Annotated in this window: 17 protein-coding genes and 1 pseudogene; 14 read left to right on the forward strand and 4 right to left on the reverse strand. The window is 73.1% G+C overall.

Annotated elements, in window-relative coordinates; all coding sequences use genetic code 11:
- Positions 1 to 512: 512 nt before the first annotated feature.
- The 4 genes from ectA to thpD all read left to right on the forward strand — a co-directional run bounded on the left by ectA (position 513) and on the right by thpD (position 3,917).
- On the forward strand, positions 513 to 1,028 hold the full coding sequence (gene ectA / locus FM076_RS06920) for a diaminobutyrate acetyltransferase (RefSeq protein ID WP_173869031.1): 516 nt from the start codon (positions 513 to 515) through the stop codon (positions 1,026 to 1,028).
- Between the two features lie 97 nt (positions 1,029 to 1,125).
- The gene (gene ectB, locus FM076_RS06925) at positions 1,126 to 2,394 is read left to right on the forward strand and encodes a diaminobutyrate--2-oxoglutarate transaminase (protein ID WP_173869032.1); all 1,269 of its coding nucleotides are present in this window, start codon (positions 1,126 to 1,128) and stop codon (positions 2,392 to 2,394) included.
- Between the two features lie 80 nt (positions 2,395 to 2,474).
- A complete protein-coding gene (locus tag FM076_RS06930) occupies positions 2,475 to 2,879 on the forward strand; it encodes an ectoine synthase (protein WP_173869033.1) in 405 nt (134 codons plus the stop codon).
- 138 nt (positions 2,880 to 3,017) lie between these two features.
- Positions 3,018 to 3,917, forward strand: coding sequence for an ectoine hydroxylase (gene thpD, locus FM076_RS06935; RefSeq protein ID WP_173869034.1), 900 nt, complete (start codon positions 3,018 to 3,020; stop codon positions 3,915 to 3,917).
- Positions 3,918 to 4,122: 205 nt separating this feature from the next.
- On the opposite strand, the gene FM076_RS06940 is transcribed toward thpD, so the two are convergent.
- Positions 4,123 to 5,181, reverse strand: a complete 1,059-nt coding sequence (locus FM076_RS06940) for an aminotransferase class V-fold PLP-dependent enzyme (protein WP_173869036.1) — start codon at positions 5,179 to 5,181, stop codon at positions 4,123 to 4,125.
- 119 nt (positions 5,182 to 5,300) lie between these two features.
- Entirely contained in the window at positions 5,301 to 6,833 is a 1,533-nt protein-coding gene (locus tag FM076_RS06945) for an aldehyde dehydrogenase (NADP(+)) (RefSeq protein ID WP_345944909.1), read from the reverse strand.
- A gap of 122 nt (positions 6,834 to 6,955) precedes the next feature.
- Here FM076_RS06945 and FM076_RS06950 point away from each other — a divergent pair, with 122 nt between their 5' ends.
- The 4 genes from FM076_RS06950 to FM076_RS06965 all read left to right on the forward strand — a co-directional run bounded on the left by FM076_RS06950 (position 6,956) and on the right by FM076_RS06965 (position 11,068).
- Complete coding sequence (locus tag FM076_RS06950; RefSeq protein ID WP_173869038.1) at positions 6,956 to 7,726, forward strand: IclR family transcriptional regulator; 771 nt, start codon at positions 6,956 to 6,958, stop codon at positions 7,724 to 7,726.
- A 170-nt stretch (positions 7,727 to 7,896) separates the two neighbouring features.
- Positions 7,897 to 8,898 carry a hypothetical protein gene (locus tag FM076_RS06955; protein WP_173869040.1) on the forward strand — a complete coding sequence of 334 codons (1,002 nt, stop codon included), beginning with the start codon at positions 7,897 to 7,899 and terminating at the stop codon, positions 8,896 to 8,898.
- Positions 8,899 to 8,936: 38 nt separating this feature from the next.
- Positions 8,937 to 10,319 carry a sensor histidine kinase gene (locus FM076_RS06960; protein ID WP_345944910.1) on the forward strand — a complete coding sequence of 461 codons (1,383 nt, stop codon included), beginning with the start codon at positions 8,937 to 8,939 and terminating at the stop codon, positions 10,317 to 10,319.
- On the forward strand, positions 10,316 to 11,068 hold the full coding sequence (locus tag FM076_RS06965; RefSeq protein WP_173869042.1) for a response regulator: 753 nt from the start codon (positions 10,316 to 10,318) through the stop codon (positions 11,066 to 11,068). Before FM076_RS06960 ends, FM076_RS06965 begins: the two co-directional genes overlap by 4 nt.
- On the opposite strand, the gene FM076_RS06970 is transcribed toward FM076_RS06965, so the two are convergent.
- Complete coding sequence (locus FM076_RS06970) at positions 10,962 to 11,789, reverse strand: ribonuclease BN (RefSeq protein WP_173869044.1); 828 nt, start codon at positions 11,787 to 11,789, stop codon at positions 10,962 to 10,964. The two genes, FM076_RS06965 and FM076_RS06970, sit on opposite strands and share 107 nt — an antisense overlap.
- Before the next feature lie 265 nt (positions 11,790 to 12,054).
- On the opposite strand from FM076_RS06970, the gene FM076_RS06975 reads away from it, so the two are divergent.
- From FM076_RS06975 to FM076_RS06995, 6 genes and pseudogenes are all read left to right on the forward strand, one after another.
- Positions 12,055 to 13,557, forward strand: a complete 1,503-nt coding sequence (locus tag FM076_RS06975) for an MFS transporter (protein ID WP_173869046.1) — start codon at positions 12,055 to 12,057, stop codon at positions 13,555 to 13,557.
- A gap of 86 nt (positions 13,558 to 13,643) precedes the next feature.
- Positions 13,644 to 15,115 (forward strand): annotated as a pseudogene (locus tag FM076_RS06980) (penicillin-binding transpeptidase domain-containing protein).
- A gap of 49 nt (positions 15,116 to 15,164) precedes the next feature.
- A complete protein-coding gene (locus tag FM076_RS06985; RefSeq protein ID WP_173869047.1) occupies positions 15,165 to 16,004 on the forward strand; it encodes an NAD-dependent epimerase/dehydratase family protein in 840 nt (279 codons plus the stop codon).
- A 150-nt stretch (positions 16,005 to 16,154) separates the two neighbouring features.
- Complete coding sequence (locus FM076_RS06990; RefSeq protein WP_243274818.1) at positions 16,155 to 16,445, forward strand: GlsB/YeaQ/YmgE family stress response membrane protein; 291 nt, start codon at positions 16,155 to 16,157, stop codon at positions 16,443 to 16,445.
- A 218-nt stretch (positions 16,446 to 16,663) separates the two neighbouring features.
- The gene (locus FM076_RS35260) at positions 16,664 to 16,741 is read left to right on the forward strand and encodes a 50S ribosomal protein bL37 (protein WP_374117516.1); all 78 of its coding nucleotides are present in this window, start codon (positions 16,664 to 16,666) and stop codon (positions 16,739 to 16,741) included.
- A gap of 173 nt (positions 16,742 to 16,914) precedes the next feature.
- Complete coding sequence (locus tag FM076_RS06995; RefSeq protein WP_173869051.1) at positions 16,915 to 17,352, forward strand: subtilase-type protease inhibitor; 438 nt, start codon at positions 16,915 to 16,917, stop codon at positions 17,350 to 17,352.
- Positions 17,353 to 17,493: 141 nt separating this feature from the next.
- Here the strand turns inward: FM076_RS06995 and FM076_RS07000 are convergent.
- Positions 17,494 to 18,107 (reverse strand): TerD family protein (locus FM076_RS07000; protein ID WP_173869052.1); only part of this gene is annotated, 614 nt, incomplete at its 5' end.

Consider the following 18,107-nt stretch of genomic DNA (forward strand, 5'->3'; position numbering starts at 1 on the left):
CGTCCGGACCGGCGGACCCTCCGCCCGCGGTCCCCGCCCGGGGTGCCGTACCGGAGTGAAAGGAAAGCCCTGTCGTGCCGAAGTGACGAAAGAGGGCACGGGAGAAGAACGGGAAGCGAGCTTCAGCAAAACGCGGACGCGGTCTTGCACCCGGCTTTAGGATGCAATGCAGGCGCGTTTTCCAGCACAGGTTCCCCTCTTCTCCTGCCCGCTTTCTCCAGGCTCAAACGCCAAGATTTCGCTAGCGCCGATCTCCGTATTCCGGACACCTCGTGCCGCTGTTATCGCACTGTGATGTACTCCACAGGCCGTCCCCTATGTCTGGATATTACGGGATGAAACCGGGCAGGTTTCATGGGTGCAGCGCGCTGCACGCCCGCGCGCGATAACACACGAGCCCCCCGCCACGTAACCCCTCACCCCCGTGCGATTTTGGATTCTTCTCGGTAAATTGAATTTGCATGACCGCCGCACAAGCAGACCGTGCACGTGCCCACAGAGACTTTCTGGAAATGCCGGAGGGACTGAAGCTCGACACACCGCGTGTGGACGACGGAGCCGCGATCTGGCGCATTGCCCGCGACTCGAAGACCCTCGACCTGAACTCCTCCTACAGCTACCTGCTGTGGTGCCGCGACTTCGCGGCCACCTCGGTCGTCGCCCGGAACGGCGCCGGTGAGCCGGTCGGCTTCATCACCGGCTACCTCCGCCCCGAGCGGCCCGGCACCCTCCTGGTCTGGCAGGTCGCCGTCGACGAGGCGGCGCGCGGCCGGGGCCTCGCCGCGGCGATGCTGGACGGGCTGACACTCCGTGCCGCCGAGGAGTACGGCATCGACAGCATCGAGACCACGGTCACGCCGGACAACACCCCCTCCAACCGGCTGTTCACCTCCTACGCGCAGCGCCACTCGGCAGCGGTCGCCAAGGACGTGCTGTTCGACGCCGCTCTCTTCCCCGAGGACGGCCACGAGCCGGAGGTGCTCTACCGGATCGGCCCGGTCGTGTTTCCCGGCGCACGGAAGCGCTGACGTATACGACCCCGGCACCGTGGGTAGTCGGCACCGTCGTCGGCCCGCCCCCTGACCAGACTTCTTTCCTCACGCGACTCACTCCCAGGAGCAAGCTGTGACCATCACCCAGCCGGACCTCAGTGTCTTCGAAACCGTGGAGTCGGAGGTGCGCAGCTACTGCCGTGGCTGGCCGACCGTCTTCGACCGGGCGCAGGGTGCGCACATGTACGACGAGGACGGCCACACCTACCTCGACTTCTTCGCCGGAGCGGGCACGCTCAACTACGGCCACAACAACCCGGTTCTCAAACGGGCGCTCCTGGACTACCTGGAGCGCGACGGCGTCACCCACGGCCTGGACATGTCCACCACGGCCAAACGCGCGTTCCTGGAGACGTTCAGGGACCTGGTCCTGGAGCCGCGCGGCCTGGACCACAAGGTGATGTTCCCCGGCCCGACCGGCACCAACGCCGTGGAGGCCGCGCTGAAGCTGGCCCGCAAGGTGAAGGGCCGCGAGTCGATCGTCTCGTTCACCAACGCCTTCCACGGCATGTCGCTGGGCTCGCTGGCGGTGACCGGCAACGCGTTCAAGCGCGCGGGCGCCGGCATCCCGCTGGTGCACGGCACCCCGATGCCGTTCGACGACTACCTCAACGGCGCCACCGAGGACTTCGTCTGGTTCGAGCGGCTGCTGGTGGACCAGGGCTCCGGCCTCAACAAGCCGGCGGCCGTCATCGTGGAGACGGTGCAGGGCGAGGGCGGCATCAACGTCGCGCGGGCCGAGTGGCTGCGGGCGCTGTCCGACCTGTGCGAGCGGCACGACATGCTGCTGATCGTCGACGACATCCAGATGGGCTGCGGCCGCACCGGCGCCTTCTTCTCCTTCGAGGAGGCGGGCATCAAGCCGGACATCATCACGCTGTCGAAGTCCATCGGCGGCTACGGGATGCCGCTGGCGCTCACCCTCTTCAAGCCCGAGCTGGACATCTGGGAGCCGGGCGAGCACAACGGCACCTTCCGCGGCAACAACCCGGCGTTCGTCACCGCGACCGCCGCGCTGCAGACCTACTGGGCCGACGGCCAGATGGAGAAGCAGACCATCTCCCGCGGCGAACAGGTCGAGGCCGCCCTCAAGGCCATCGCCGAGGAGCACTCCGGCCAGGTCGCCGACCACCGCGGCCGCGGCCTGGTGTGGGGCCTGGAGTTCCACAACAAGAACCGCGCCACCGCCGTGGCCCGGCGCGCCTTCGACCTGGGGCTGCTGATCGAGACCTCGGGGCCGGAGAGCGAGGTCGTCAAGCTGCTGCCCTCGCTGACCATCACCCCCGACGAACTGGACGAGGGCCTGCGGATCCTGGCCCGCGCCGTACGCGAGACCTCCTGACGCCCGCGACGCGGCCCGTCCCGGCTGTAGCCGGGACGGGCCTCTTCCGTGATACACACAGAGAAAGGCACCATCGCACCGTGATAGTCCGTTCCTTCAAGGACATCGAGAACACCGACCGCCACGTCAAGGCCAAGTCGGGAACGTGGGAGAGCAAGCGCATCGTCCTCGCGAAGGAGAAGGTGGGCTTCTCCCTGCACGAGACGATCCTCTACGCGGGCACGGAGACGTCGATGTGGTACGCCAACCACATCGAGGCCGTCCTCTGCGTGGAGGGCGAGGCGGAACTGACCAACGACGAGACCGGCGAGAAGCACTGGATCACTCCCGGCACGATGTACCTGCTCGACGGGCACGAGAAGCACACGATGCGCCCGAAGACCGACTTCAGGTGTGTGTGCGTCTTCAACCCGCCGGTCACCGGCCGTGAGGACCACGACGAGAACGGCGTCTACCCGCTGCTGACCGAGCCCGACGAGGACTGAGCCGCACCCTCGCCGCGACCGGGGACCGTTCGACGGTCACGTCGGCCGGCCCGGCCGTCCGGCCTCTCGGGCCGCGCGGCCGTACCGGCCGTTCCGCCAACTGAACAGGGCCGTACGAGAGGAGAGGAAGGCACATCCATGACCACCGCACCCGAGCGCACCGCCGACCTGTACCCGACCCGCGGAGCCACCGAGGTGGCGATCCCGCGGATGGACCCCGTCGTGTGGTCCGAGCCGGGTACGCCGGGGCCGATCGAGGCCGCGGACCTGGCGGCCTACGAGCGGGACGGGTTCCTCGCCATCGACCAGCTGATCACCTCGGCGGAGGTGGACAAGCTGCGCGCGGAACTGAACCGGCTCACCTCGGATCCGGTCATCCGGGCCGACGAGCGCTCGATCGTCGAGCCGAAGTCGCAGGAGATCCGGTCCGTGTTCGAGGTGCACAAGATCAGCGAGGTCTTCGCCGCACTGGTGCGGGACCCGCGCGTCGTGGGCAGGGCGCGGCAGATCCTGGGCTCGGACGTCTACGTCCACCAGTCCCGGATCAACGTCAAGCCGGGCTTCGGCGCCACGGGCTTCTACTGGCACTCGGACTTCGAGACCTGGCACGCGGAGGACGGCCTGCCCCACATGCGGACCGTGTCGGTCTCGATCGCGCTGACGGAGAACCACGACACCAACGGCGGCCTGATGATCATGCCGGGGTCGCACAAGACCTTCCTCGGCTGCGCGGGCGAGACGCCGAAGGACAACTACAAGAAGTCGCTCCAGATGCAGGACGCGGGCACGCCCTCCGACGAGGCCCTGACCAAGTTCGCCGACGCGCACGGCATCAAGCTGTTCACGGGCAAGCCGGGCTCGGCGACCTGGTTCGACTGCAACTGCATGCACGGGAGCGGTGACAACATCACTCCCTACCCGCGGAGCAATGTGTTCATCGTCTTCAACAGCGTCGAGAACGAGGCGGTGGAGCCCTTCGCCGCGCCCGTCCGGCGCCCCGAGTTCATCGGGGCGCGGGACTTCACGCCCGTGAAGTGACCCGGCCGGCGGCCCGCTGACGGTGGGGCGGGACCGTACGCGGTCCCGCCCCTTCGTCACGGAACCGGCCGGGTCGTCCCCGCCCGGCTCCCTCGTGACGGGCCCGGTCCCCTCGCCCCCTCGTGACGGACCAGGTCCCCTCCTTGGGACCTCGTCCGTTCATGCTCGTCCCTTCACGGCGGAAGCGGTCCCCGGCCTTTCGTGCTCAGCCCTTCAGCAGGGCCAGCAGCCGGTCCACGTCCTCCTCGGTGTTGTAGAGGTGGAAGGAGGCGCGCAGGTTGCCCTCCCGGACGGAGACCGTCACCCCCGCCGCCGCCAGCTGCGCGGCGACCTCCCCGAGCCCCGGCACGGCAACGATCGCCGAGTCGCCCGGCACCGGTTCGTGCCCCAGGCCGGCGACCCCCGCGCGGAAGCGTGCCGCGAGCGCCCGGTCGTGCGCCCCGACCGCCTCCGGCCCGCCCAGCTCCTCGACGAGCGTGAGCGCGGCGGCCGCCCCCAGGTACGGCAGGTACGGCGCGGGCTGTTCGTACGCCCGCGCGTCGGGGGCCAGCCGGGCGATGGGGCCGTAGCAGTCGTCCCACGGCGAGGCGCCGGCGACCCAGCCCGCGTGCACCGGCCGCACCGCGCCCGCCTCCTGGGCCGCGCGGGAGACCACCAGGAACGAGGTGCCCCGCGGACACAGCAGCCACTTGTAGGCCCCGCACACCACGTAGTCGTAGGCGTCGGCGGACAGCGGGAGCCAGCCCGCGGCCTGGGTCGCGTCCAGCAGGATCCGGGCCCCCGCGGCGCGGGCCGCCTCGCGGACCGCCGCCAGGTCGGCGATCCGGCCGTCCACGGACTGCACCGCGCTGAGGGCGACCAGTGTGGTCGCGTCGTCCACCTCGTCCGCGAGGGTGTCGAGCGGGACGGTGCGCAAGGTGACGTCTTCGCGGACGGTGAACGGGTTCACGACGGAGCTGAACTCGCCCTCCGGTGCCAGCACATGGGCACCCGGCGGGAGTGACGCGGCGATCAGTCCGGTGTGGGTGGACACGGCGCTGCCCAGCGCCACCCGGTCGGGCGTCGTTCCCACGATCCGTGCGAACAGCGCGCGGGCCTCATCGGCCACGTCCAGGTAGGCGGCCTGGTCGATGCGGCCGGCGGCCATGCCCGCGGTGGCCCGGGTGACCGCGGCCACCGCACGGGCGGGCAAAAGGCCGTGGGAGGCGGTGTTGAGGTAGGTGAACTCAGGTGCGAACTCGGCGGCGAGCAGGCGGGGATCCATGCGCACAGTGTCGCGGGCGGCCCGCGCCCGGTCCACCGGGTTCCGGTCCGCGCACTCCGCAGCCCGGCCGTGCCCGTTTCGCCGCCGCCGGCCGCCCGGGGCCGCCGTCCCCGGCCGTCTCACTCCCGCTTGCCGTCCACGCGCCGGGGGAGGCGGAGCGGGTTGCCGTCCCGCAGCTCCGGCGGGAGGAGGGGTTCGGGGGTGTCCTGGTGGACGACGGGCCGCAGCCACCGTTCGACGGCGGTGGCGCCCACGGAGGTGGAGGTGGAGGTCGTGGCCGGGTACGGGCCCCCGTGGTGCTGGGCCGGTGCGACGGCGACCCCGGTCGGCCACCCGTTCACGACGACGCGCCCGGCCAGCGCGGTGAGCCGGGTGACCAGCGCGCGGGCGTCCCCTCCGCCGGCCGCCTCCTCGGCGCCGAGGTGCACGGTGGCGGTCAGGCTGCCGGGCACGCGCTCCAGCACGGCCTCGATCTCGGCGTCGTCGGCGTACCGCACGGCGACGGTCACCGGCCCGAAGCACTCCTCCAGCAGCAGTTCGTGCTCCTCCCCCAGGGCGCGTGCTGGGACGGTGAGCACGCCGGGCCGCACGGTGCGCGAGGCGGCGTCGTCACCCGGTCCGGCCGCGACGGGAGCCGTGACGTCCGCGAGCGCCGCCCGGGCGCGGACACCCTCCAGGAAGGCGTCGCGCATCCGCGCGTCCAAGAGGTGTCCGGGGGCGGTCCGGCGCAGCGTCCCGGCGAGGGAGTCGAGCATGCGGTCCCCGTCGGCGCCCTCGGGCACCAGGACGAGTCCGGGCTTGACGCAGAACTGTCCGGTGCCCAGCGTCATGGAGCCGCCGAGCCCGTCACCCAGTTCCCCGGCACGCTCGGCGACGGCGGCGCGGGTGACCACCACCGGGTTGAGGGAGCCGAGTTCGCCGTGGAAGGGGATGGGCACCGGGCGGGCGGCGGCGGCGTCGAAGAGGGCCCGGCCACCGCGTACCGAGCCGGTGAACCCGGCGGCGGAGACCAGCGGGTGGCGCACCAGCGCGACGCCGGCGTCGAAGCCGTGCACGAGCGAGACGACGTCCTCGGCCAGGCCGGTCTCCGCCGCGGCGGCACGCAGCGCCGCCGCGCACAGTTCGGAGGTGGCCGGATGGTCGGGGTGGGCCTTGACGACGACGGGGCAGCCCGCGGCGAGCGCGCTGGCGGTGTCGCCGCCGGGGACGGAGAAGGCGAGGGGGAAGTTGGAGGCGGCGTAGACGGCGACGACGCCGAGGGGCAGCTTGTAGCGGCGAAGGTCGGGGCGGGGCGGGGTGGCGTCCGGGTCGGCGTGGTCGATGATGACGCCGAGGAGGCCGCCGTCCTCCACCTCGTCGGCGAAGGCCCGCAACTGGCCGGTGGTGCGGGCGAGTTCGCCGGTGAGCCGGGGCGTGCCCAGCGCGCTCTCGGCGTCGGCCGTCGCGACGATCCGCTCCCCGTCGGACTCCAGCCGCGCGGCGGCGGCCCGCAGGAAGGCGGCGCGTGCGGTGCGGTCGGCGAGCGCGGGGACGGCGGCGTGCGCGGCGCGCACGGCGGCGTCCACGCCGGCCGCCGTGGTCTCGTCGGCGACGTGCTCCCGCCGCTCACCGGTCCGCGGATCGACGCTCCACACTGGTACTGCTGCTGCCACGGGTCCTCCTGGGTCGCGGAATCCGAGCCCCTACAGCCGCCTTGTTCGGTATTCTGAACAACATCCGTGTAGGTGAATGCCTTCCGGACTGTAGGTCCGTCCGAACAGAGGGGTCAAGGTCGATGTCCGCTACCGAGGCGGGGGGTTCGCAGGTCAAGTCGGCCGTGCGGACGGTGGAGTTGCTGGAGTTCTTCGCGCACCGGCCGGGCATGCACACGCTGGCCGCCGTGCAGGAGGCCGTCGGGTACCCCAAGTCGAGCCTCTACATGCTGCTGCGCACCCTGGTCGAGCTGGGCTGGGTGGAGACGGACAGCACGGGCACGCGGTACGGGATCGGCGTCCGGGCCCTGCTGGTGGGCACCTCCTACATCGACGGCGACGAGGTGGTGGCCGCCGCTGGACCCGCCCTCGACCGGCTCTCGGAGGACACCACGGAGACCATCCACCTGGCCCGGCTCGACGGCACCGACGTCGTCTACCTGGCCACCCGCCAGTCCCAGCACTATCTGCGCCCCTTCGCCCGCGTCGGACGCCGGCTCCCCGCGCACTCCACCTCGCTCGGCAAGGCGCTGCTGGCCACCTACACCGACGACGAGGTGCGCGCGCTGCTTCCCGAGCGGCTGGCCCGGCACACCGAGCGCACCGTCACCGACCGGGAGCGGCTGATCGAGGAACTGCACCTGGTGCGCGAGCAGGGTTACGCGGTGGACCGCGAGGAGAACACGCTGGGGCTCCGCTGCTTCGGCATCGCCATCCCCTACCGCACTCCGGCCCGCGACGCGCTCAGCTGCTCGGTGCCCGCCGCCCGGCTGACACCCGCGCACGAACAGCGCATCAAACACGCCCTGTTCGACGCCCGCGACCGGCTGACGCACGCCACCCGCACCCTGTGAACGACCCCGCGTGAACGCCCCTCGCGGATGACCTGCCCGCTCCCTCCCCCGGCCCGGTGGGAACCACCCGGCACCCTCCGCCGGGAGGACGACGGCTCCGCCGCGCGGCGGAGCCGGTTCCCCATCCGGCAGGACGCCCCCGCCCGCCCGCTGCCGGAAGTGTGGGGGCCATGGAGAGAAAGAAGCACATCCTCGCCGCCCTCACCGCGGCGGCGTGCCTGCCCTACCTGACCTTGAAGGTGCTGTGGCTGACGGGCAGCCACGCCGGCATCCCCGAGGACAGCCACCTGCTCGACGGCGGCGCCGCCCTGTGGGCCCTCAACGCGCTGACGGTCGCCATGGACAGTGCCGTCGTCCTCCTGGCGCTCACCCTCAGCCGCCCCTGGGGACGGCGCGTCCACGGCGCCCTGCTCGCTCTCCCCCTGTGGGTCGCCTGCGGACTGCTCGGTCCGATCGTGGTGGCCTTCCCGGCGCAGGCGCTCCACAGCGCCCTGACCGGCGGCTCGGCCATGACCGACGGCGACAGCGGGCCCCAGCTCCTGGAGAGCTGGGTGTGGACGCTCGTCTACACCGGCTTCATCGCCCAGGCCGTCACCCTGACCGCCCTCTTCGTGCTGTACGTACGGGACCGCTGGGGCCCGCTGCTGTGCGCGCCGCTGCGGACCCGGGAGGGCGGCGCGCCCGCGGGCGCACGGTGGGCGCTCGCCTGCGCCGCGCTGGTGGTCCTTCCCACCGTGGTGGCGCACACGCTGTGGGCCGCCGGCGTCGAGGCGGGCGTGGACACCGGGCGCCGGAGCACCGCGACCCGCCTCGCGAACGCGACATACGTGCTCTATGTCCTGGTCGCCTTCGCGGGCACCGCCCGGCTGCTCCGGCAGGGCGGCGCGCGGCGCCCCTCGACAGCCGCCCGGCTGTGGCCGGCGCTGACCGCCGCCTGGGTCGGCACGGGCGTCCTGGCCTGCGGGGGCGGCTGGCTGCTGATGGGTTCCCTCGCCGGCGGCGCGCTAGGCGGGAGGGCGACCGGTGGGATGATGCTCGCCTATACGTGCCAGACGCTCGCCGGGGCGGTCCTGGCCGCACTGGGGGCGCGGGAGCTGGTGCGGCGGACGCGGCCGGGACCCGTGCCGATGCGCGAGGTGCGCGGTGCTGGGGCGGCCCCGCAGAGCGGATGAGCACCTCGGAACAGCGGGCGGCGGGAGGGGGGACGGGGTTGACGACCGGGCGGCCGGGTGAGCGGGGCGTGTGGCGGACGCTGGGGCTGCGGTGGGTGCACCTGCTCCAGGGCGGGGCGCAGTTGATGCCCTTCTACCTGCTGACGGTGGTGCTCCTCGGCATCGTACGGCCGGAAGCGGCCCAGGGGTTCGGCTCGCAGCCGCGGGTGCAGTTCCTGACGTTCGCCCTCTCCCTGCCGCTGGTGGCGGTGGGCGGGCTGCTGCCCCTCGTCCGGGCGCTGGAGTCGGCGTCGGCCCGCACCCTGTGCGGCGTGCCGGCCCACGAGCCGACCGCCGGACCGGCCGGCTCGTGGGCGGCCCGGCGCCGCTCGGCGGCGTGGTTCACGCTGCACGTGAGCCTGGGCGGGCTGGTGAGCGGGGCGTCACTGGCGGTGCCGCCGATGGCCGTCGTCCTGCTGGTCTGCCCCCTCGTCCCCGGGCTGCGCGCCCAGCGCTGGGTCTGGCCGTGGGAGCACGCGGGCAGCGCGCTGTGGGCGGCACCGCCGGCCGGGGCGGCGCTGCTGGCGCTCCTGCTGGCGGCGGTGTACGGGGCGGGCGCCCTGCTGACGCGCTGCGCGCCCGTCCTGCTGGGGCCCACCCCCGCCGACCGGCTGGCCGCCGCCGAGCGCCGGGCGGCGGACCTGGCGGTCCGCAACCGGCTGGCGCGCGAGCTGCACGACTCGGTCGGGCACGCGCTCAGCGCCGTGACCCTCCAGGCGGGCGCCGCGCGCCGGGTCCTCCAGGCCGATCCGGGGTTCGTACGGGAGGCGCTGGCCGCGATCGAGGAGACGAGCCGGGGCGCCGTCGCGGAGCTGGACGCGGTCCTCGGCATCCTGCGGGAGGGAGGTACCGCCAAGCACGCCGAGGCCGTCGGCCCCACGCTGGCGACCGGCCTGGAGTCGCTGCTCGCGCGCACCCGCGCCACCGGCACCGAGGTCCAGGTGCGGATCGACGAGGCGCTGGGGCCGCCCGCGGCGCTGGACGAGAGGGTGTCGGCCGAGGCGTTCCGCGTGGTGCAGGAGGGACTGAGCAACACGCTGCGGCACGCCCCCGGCGCCGCCGTGCGCGTCCTGCTGGAGCACCGGCGGGAGGAAACCGGGGGACGCGGGGGGCGCAGGGGGCGCGAAGGGGACGGCGGCCGTGCGGGAGACGGGGATCGAGAGGCATCCCGGGGAGGGGAGAGGACGTTGAGGGTGACGATCGAGAACGCGACGGACGGGACCCGCCCCGCGTCCCGCCGCTCGGGCGGGCGCGGACTGGCCTGGATGGCCGAGCGGGCGGCACTGCTGGGCGGCACGGTGGCCGCGGGCGAGGAGGACGGCGTGTGGCGCCTGACCGTCCGGCTGCCGCTGACGGCCTCCCGGACAAAGGCGGCACGGTGACGGCGCCCGTCCTGCGGGTCGTCCTGGCGGACGACGAGCGGATGGTCCGCACGGCGCTGCGGGCGATCCTGACGACCGAGCCGGGCATCGAGGTGGCGGGCGAGGCGGCGGACGGCGACGAGGCGGTCTCCGTGGTGCGCGAGCTGCGTCCCGACGTGGTGCTGATGGACGTCCGTATGCCGCGGATCGACGGCATCCGCGCCACCGAGCACCTGGTGGGCACCATGGGCGCCGACGCGCCGCGCGTCCTCGTCCTGACGACCTTCGAGAACGACGCGTACGTCTACGACGCGCTGCGGGCGGGCGCCCATGGCTTCCTGCTCAAACGGGCCACGGCAAAGGAGCTGGTCGCCGGCGTCCGGGTGGTCGCGCAGGGCGACTCGCTGCTGTTCCCCTCCGCGGTCCGCGCCCTGGCGGCCCACCACGCGAGCGACCGCCGCGCCGAGGCGCTGACGGCCCGGCTCACGGAGCGGGAGGCGGACGTGCTGCGGCTGATGGCCCAGGGGCTGACGAACGCGGAGATCGCCGGGCGCTTCACGGTGAGCACGGCGACGGTGAAGACACATGTGGCCGCCGTCCTGGCCAAGCTCGGCGCCCGGGACCGCACCCAGGCGGTGATCCTGGCCTACGAGCACGGGGTGGTCACCCCGTGCCGGGAGAGTGGTGGGCGGCCCGGTGGTGGATCCGCCACAGGTGGAAGTTGTGGCCGACCAGCGGACCGCCGAGCACCACGAAACCCACCCCGATGAACCAGGACTGCACGATCAGCAGGGTGCCGGCGGGACCGTTGGTCTTCGTGCTGCCGATGATCATCGGTGAGAAGACCAGCGAGGAGAAGACCCGCAGTCCGGCCAGCCCCACCATGGTCGCCACGGCGCCCGGGAACAGGGCCGACCACCGCACCCGGCCGCCCAGCAGGAGGAACTGCCCCCACCAGAAGAAGAGCACCCCGAAGAGGACCGTGAGGAACACCCGGGCGGCGATCTCCCCGGTCCCCCGGCGCAGTACCGCCTCGCTCTCCACCTCGGCGAAGAGGAATGCGGTCAGTGCGGCGAGCCACACGCCCTGCCGCCACAATTTGTGCCAGCGGCCGGGCGGAAGTGCCCAGATCATTTCGTAACTGTTCTGCACGCTCGCCGCGAAACTCAGTCCGAAAACGCCCAGCAGTACCGCGCTGAGCACACTGGTGGTGCTGATGACCTGCTGCGGGGCGGAGAAGAGGCGGTGCACGGCGCGGGCGGCGGACCGGTTCTCCAGCCCCATTCCGTTGACGATCCACGCCTCGAATCCCGCGTGGTGCACCGGGTCGAGGGCGGCCACCACGATCAGCAGCGGGACCATGGAGACGAAGCCGAGGGTGCCGAACGCCATCGCCCTGCGCATCAGCTCGAATTCGGTGCCGTGCCGCCACAGACGGCCGCCCAGGGACTGTTCCGCACGCTGTTTCAGGGTCGGCCACCGACCGAACACGCCCGCACCTCCCTCAAGGGGCCCGTCATTATCCCAAGCCGGCAGTCCGGTGAACCGCCAGCCACGCCGCCTCACCCGCCCCGCGGGCCACGCTGTTTCAACGGCGGTGTTCCGGTGACATAGGAAATGCGTGCCCATCCCGCGCCGACCGCACCTCCCGCCTCCCCCGCGCCGCGGGCGGGGCAGGTGCCGCGCGCGGGTCCGGTGCCGCGCGCGGGTCCGGTGCCGCAGGCGGCTCCGGTGCGTCGCGGGAGCCCCGCGCCGCGTGCGAGGCGGCGTCCGGAAGCGGACCGAGCGCCTCTTCGGCGGCCTTCCCGCGGCGCGGGCCGCGATGACGATGGCCGCCGTGCTCGCACTCGACGGCGCGGACAAGGGGACCGTCTCGGCGATGGCCGGTCCCCTCTCGGACGCCTTCGGCATCGGTTACGCCGCGATGGGCCTGCTGGTGTCCGTGGTCGCCTTCGTCGGGGCCGCGTGCACGGTGCCCTTCGGTCTGCTGGCCGACCGGGTGCGGCGGACCCGGCTGCTGGTCGTCACCGTCGCGCTGTGGGGGCTGGCGACGCTGGTGTCGGGCGCGGCGACGTCGTACACGTGGCTGCTGGTGGCCCGCGCGTTCCTCGGCGCGGTCACCGCCAGCTCGGGGCCGGCCGTCAGCTCCCTGGTCGGTGACTTCTTCCCGGCCCGGCGGCGCGCCCGGATGCTGGGGTTCGTCGTCGGCGGGGAACTGTTCGGGACCGCCCTCGGGTTCGCCGTCTCCAGCACGGTCGGCAGCGCCCTGGGGTGGCGGTACGCCTTCTGGTGGCTGGTGCTGCCCACGGCCGCGCTGGTGTGGACCCTCGCCCGGCTGCCGGAGCCCGCCCGCGGGGAGCAGGCCGGCCTCCGCGCGGACACCCGGGACACGGACGGGGCAGCGGGCGGGAACGGCGGCAGCGGGGGCGGTGGAGGCGGTGGCACCGGGGACGGCCGCAGCGGGGACGGCGGCGCCGGGGACGGTGAGGGAGAGGACGGACAGCGGCCCGGGGCCCGTATCGACATGCCGCCGGACCCGCGCTTCGTCCTGCACTCCGACCCGCGTGCGCTCCCGGCCTGGCGGACGGTGCTCTACGTGCTGCGGATCCCCACCAACCTGGTGCTGATCATCGCCTCGGCGCTGGGCTACTTCTTCTTCGCGGGACTGCGCGCCTTCGCCACGGTCTTCACGACCGACCAGTACGGCGTCAGCACCTCCGTGGCCGGCTCCCTCGTCCTGGTTGTCGGGGCGGGCGGCGTGTGCGGGGTACTGCTCGGCGGGCGGGCCTCCGACCGGCTGCTGGCGCGCGGGTACGTCCACGCGCGGATCCTGGTGCCGATCGTCTGCCTGCTGGCCGTACCGCTGCTGGTGGGCCCCGCACTGCACAGCACCACCCTGGCGGTCGCGCTGCCGCTGCTGCTGTGCGGGACGGCGTTCCTGGGGGCGGTGAACCCGCCGCTGGACGCGGCACGGCTGGACATCGTGCCGCACATGCTGTGGGGCACGGCCGAGGGCACCCGCACCGTGCTGCGCACCCTGAGCGAGGCACTGGCCCCCACCCTGTTCGGCTATGTCGCCGACCACCTGTTCGCGGGCAGGCACGCGCTGGAGTACACCCTGCTTCTCTCCCTCGTCCCCCTGCTGGCCGCCTCCCTCATCGGCCTGCCCGCGCTGCGCACCTATCCTCGCGACGTCGCCACCGCCGACGCCTCCACGGCGAACGTGCGTGCGGGGCGGGAGGCGCGGCGGACGGGATGATCCCAAGGGCCAGGACGAGATGAGAATGTCCTGAGAAGGACCTGCGGCAGGAACCCGCGACCGCCCCGCTCACGTTCTCGTACGGGATGAACAGGACAATCAGGCGTGCGGGCATCGTCACCCTGCTCCTGGTGATGGCTCTGCTGCTGCGGGTCACCTGGGTGCAGATGGTGCACGGCGAAGCACTCGCGGACGACGACAAGAACCGGCGCAACACACTGGAGGAGTACGCACGGCCCTTCGGGGACATCATCGTGGGCGGCAAACCCGTCACCGGCTCCGAGCGCGCCGAGGACGGCGGTGACCTGCGCTACCAGCGCACGTACACCGACGGCCCGCTCTACGCGCCCGTCACCGGTTTCTCCTCGCAGGTGCGCGGGGCCACCCAGCTGGAGGGCATCTACCAGGACGTGCTCGACAGCACCGACGACCGGCTCAAGGACCCCCTCGACCTGCTGACCGGCGACAGCGCCGAACCCGGCGACGTCCTCACCACCATCGACCCGGCCGTCCAGCGCGCCGGGTACGAGGCGCTGGGCGACAAGAAGGGCGCCGCCGTGGCCGTCGACCCGGACAGCGGCGAGCTGCTGGGCGTCGTCAGCTCCCCCTCCTTCGACCCCACGACGATCAGCGGCAGCGGCAAGGACGACGACGCGGCCTGGAAGAGGCTGACCGCGCGCAGCGGCAACGGCAAGCACGACGACAAGCCGACGCTCAACCGGGCGCTGCGCCAGGCGGTGCCGCCCGGCTCCACGTTCAAGCTGGTCGTGGCCGCCGCGGCGCTGGAGAACGGGCTGTACGCGTCGGTGGACGAGCCGACCGACAGCCCCGACCCGTACACCCTCAAGGGCACCTCCACGGTGCTGCACAACGAGAACCGCTCGGCGCCCTGCGAGAACGCCAGCCTGCGCACCGCGCTGCGCTACTCGTGCAACAACGTCTTCGCCAAGCTGGCCACCGACCTGGGCGCCGGGAAGGTCCGCGCACAGGCCGAGAAGTTCGGCTTCAACGACGCGAAGCAGGACGTGCCCGTCCGCGCCGCCAAGAGCAACTTCCCCGCGAAGATGGACGACGCGCAGACCGGCCTCTCCGGCGTCGGGCAGTACGAGGTCACCGCCACCCCGCTCCAGATGGCCATGGTCTCGCAGGCCATCGCGAACGGCGGCGAACTGGTCGACCCGCACATGGTCTCCCGCGTGCAGGACGCGAGCGGGCACACGCTGGAGTCCCACGAGAACCCCGCCTCTCACCGGGTGATGAGCCAGGACACCGCCTCCAGCTCCGGTCGGCGATGCGTACGGTGGTCACGAAGGGCACCGGCGGCAACGCGCGGATCGACGGCCTCACCGTCGGCGGCAAGACAGGAACGGCGCAGCACGGAGTGGACAACAGCGGTACGCCCTACGCCTGGTTCACCTCCTGGGCCGAGACCGGCAGCGGCAAGAAGGTCGCGGTGGCCGTCGTCGTCGAGGACTCCGACGCCGCCCGCGCCGAGGTCAGCGGCAACGGCCTCGCGGCCCCCGTCGCCGCGAAGATGATGAAGGCCGCGCTGCGCTGAGGCGGACCGCCGCCACCGGCAGCGCCCGCCGCCAGGAGGGAGACCGACCATGTCCGAGAACCACCCGGCCGCCGGGCCCGCACCCCGCACCGTTCTGCTCACCGGCGCCGCGGGGGGCGTGGGCACACTGATGCGCGACCTGCTGCCCGCCTACGGGTACGAGCTGCGGCCCACGGACCTGCGTCCCGTCGAGGGCGCGCCCGAGGCGCTCACGCTGGACCTGGCCACCGCGGACGACGACGCGCTCCGCACGGCCCTACGGGGCGTGGACGCGGTCGTCCACCTGGCGGCCATCTCGCAGGAGGCCGACTTCGCCCGCATCCTCGCCGCCAACATCCGCGGCACCCAGGCGCTCTACGAGGCGGCGCGCGCCGAGGGCGTGCGCCGCCTGGTGGTCGCCTCCTCCCACCACGCGGTGGGCTTCACACCCGTACCCGGCGAAGACGCACCGCCCGTCCCCGTGGAGACCCCGCACCGCCCCGACACCTTCTACGGCCTGTCCAAGGCGTTCGGCGAGGACCTCGCCCAGCTCTACTGGGACCGCCACGGCATCGAGACCGTCTCCGTCCGCATCGGCTCCTGCTACCCCGAGCCGGCCTCCGTGCGGATGCTGTCCACCTGGCTGAGCCCCGGCGACGCCGCCCGCCTCTTCCACGCCGCGCTCACCGCCCCGCACGTCGGCCACACCGTCGTCTACGGCTCCTCCGCCAACACCCGGCTGTGGTGGGACCTGGCCCCCACCCGCGCCCTGGGGTACGAGCCGCGCGACGACTCCGAACGGTACGCCGCCGAACTCATCGCCCGGCACGGCGAGTTGGACACCTCGGCCGCCGACCAGTCCCGGCTCGGCGGCCACTTCTGCACCGATCCGCCGAGGTGGCGGCCCTGAGGGGACACCGGCGCGCACTCCCCCACCGGGCATGATGGGGCCCGCAACGGAACGACCACGGGGAGGAACGCCATGCCCACCACACCGCTCGCCCCTCTGACCCGGCTCGCCGAAGCGGACGGCGCCGGATCCGACACCCTCTCCGACGCCCTGTCCGACCTCGCGCACTCCGGGCTGGTGAGCTGGCTGATCCTCGGACTGGTCGCGGGCACGGTGGCCAAGATCCTGCTGCCCGGCCGCGATCCGGGCGGCGTGGTGGGCACCGCCCTCATCGGCATCGCGGGAGCCTTCCTCGGCGGCTGGCTCTCCGCCACCTTCCTCGACCGGCCCATAGCCAACAACGTTGTCGACCCCGGCCTGTGGGTGGCCGCCATCGCCGGCTCCCTCATCCTCCTGATCGCCTACCGCCTCCTCTTCGGTCACTCCCGCGAACGCCGCTGAGCAGTCGCCCCACCTCGCGCCGACCGCCGGCGGGGTGCCGACCACGGCGGGGCACCGCTTGACGCGGTCACCCGTGCTGGGTGGGTGCGGTGCGGACGGTGCGGGACCGTCCGGTGCCGGTCCTTCGGGGGCCGGGAGGCGTGGGCGCTGCCCGGGAGGCGGGGACCGAATGGTAGAAACGCCGAGGAAGAACACCCGCTCCGCGGAAAGGAGGCGCCATGTCGTCCAAGCGTCGGCGCAAGAAGAGGGCTCGTCGTAAGAACGCGGCCAACCACGGCCGTCGGCCCCAGTCCTGAGCGCGGCTCCCCGCGTGCGGCAGCACCGCGCGCGGGGAGTCCCTCGGCGCCGGGTGCCGGTGCCGGGCGCCGGTGTCCGGACCCGTGACCGGCCCGGGCCAATTCCTCCCGGGCGGCACCGAGTTGGCGGAGCACGCCCGTGTCCTTCCGCGACCCCGCCTCGTTGTGAGGCCATGAGCACTCGTCTTTTCACCCGACGCCTCGCCGGTACCGCCGCTGCCGCCACCGCGGTGGCCCTCCCGCTGCTGGCCGCGCCGGCCGTGGCCGCCCAGCCCGCGACGGGGAGGCCGGTGCCCGAGCGTCCCGCCCCCAGCACGCTCTACCTGACCGTCTCCGGCCCGCAGCAGGTGTGGGGGCACGGGGCCCGCCTCACGTGTGACCCGAACCCGCGCGGCAGCCATCCGAGGGCGGCCGAGGCGTGCGCGGCGCTCGACCGGGCCAACGGCGACCTCGATGCCCTGCCGGGCGACCCCGGCCTGTGCACCATGGAGCACGCCCCGGTGACGGTCTCCGCCCGCGGCACCCACGAGGGCCGCCCTGTCACCTGGGAGAAGACGTACCCCAACTCCTGCGCCCTGCACCGGGCGACGGGCCCCGTCTTCGACTTCTGAGCCCGACCGGCTGCCGGGCATGCCGCCCCGGGTTTCCGAGTCCGTCCAGGACCCCGGGGCACACGCGAGCCGGCCCGGCCCGGCCGGGCGGTTCCGGGGAGGATCCGCACGGCCGGGCCGGCTCGGCGGCCCGGGGCCGGATCACAGCGCGGCGGCGCCCGGCTTGACCATGCCCCGCACCGTGCGGGAGTCGACGAACTCGCCCAGCGCCGTCATCTCCCACTCGCCGGAGAACTGGCGGATGAACTTCGCCATCAGCACCCCGGTACGGGGCTCGGACTGGGTCAGGTCGAAGCGGACGAGCTCCGCCCCGGCGCCGTCGAGGAGCCGGCAGTACGCCTTGGCGACGTCCGTGAACTTCTGGCCGGAGAAGGAGTTCACGGTGAAGACCAGCCCGGTCACCTCGGGCGGCAGGTCGCCGAGGTGGACGGTGATCACTTCGTCGTCCCCGGCGCCCTCGCCCGTGAGGTTGTCGCCCGAGTGCTGGATGACACCGCCGAGGATGGCGAGCTTGCCGAAGTAACAGGCGTCGATCTTCTTGCGGTTGGCGTCGTAGGCGATGACCGAGGCGTCCAGGTCGATGTCCTTGGCGCGCCGGCCCGCGCGGAAGACCGGCTCCCAGCCGAGCCCCATCCGCACGGAGGTGAGCAGCGGCTGCCCTCCCTTGACCAGGGAGACCGTCTGGTTCTTCTGGAGGCTGACCCGCCCCTTGTCCAGATTGATCTTCCCCGTCGAGGCGGCGGGCGGCGCGGGGG

It is taken from the genome of Streptomyces albus subsp. chlorinus, assembly GCF_013302895.1.
Lineage (GTDB): Bacteria > Actinomycetota > Actinomycetes > Streptomycetales > Streptomycetaceae > Streptomyces > Streptomyces chlorinus.

Bases quoted from the DNA above. Each gene is read 5' to 3' on its own strand.
- ectA (WP_173869031.1), top strand. From the start codon at position 513: ATGCCGGAGGGACTGAAGCTCGACACACCGCGTGTGGACGACGGAGCC.
- thpD (WP_173869034.1), top strand. From the start codon at position 3,018: ATGACCACCGCACCCGAGCGCACCGCCGACCTGTACCCGACCCGCGGA.
- FM076_RS06940 (WP_173869036.1), bottom strand. From the start codon at position 5,181: ATGGATCCCCGCCTGCTCGCCGCCGAGTTCGCACCTGAGTTCACCTAC.
- FM076_RS06950 (WP_173869038.1), top strand. From the start codon at position 6,956: ATGTCCGCTACCGAGGCGGGGGGTTCGCAGGTCAAGTCGGCCGTGCGG.
- FM076_RS06955 (WP_173869040.1), top strand. From the start codon at position 7,897: ATGGAGAGAAAGAAGCACATCCTCGCCGCCCTCACCGCGGCGGCGTGC.
- FM076_RS06985 (WP_173869047.1), top strand. From the start codon at position 15,165: ATGTCCGAGAACCACCCGGCCGCCGGGCCCGCACCCCGCACCGTTCTG.
- FM076_RS35260 (WP_374117516.1), top strand. From the start codon at position 16,664: ATGTCGTCCAAGCGTCGGCGCAAGAAGAGGGCTCGTCGTAAGAACGCG.
- FM076_RS06995 (WP_173869051.1), top strand. From the start codon at position 16,915: ATGAGCACTCGTCTTTTCACCCGACGCCTCGCCGGTACCGCCGCTGCC.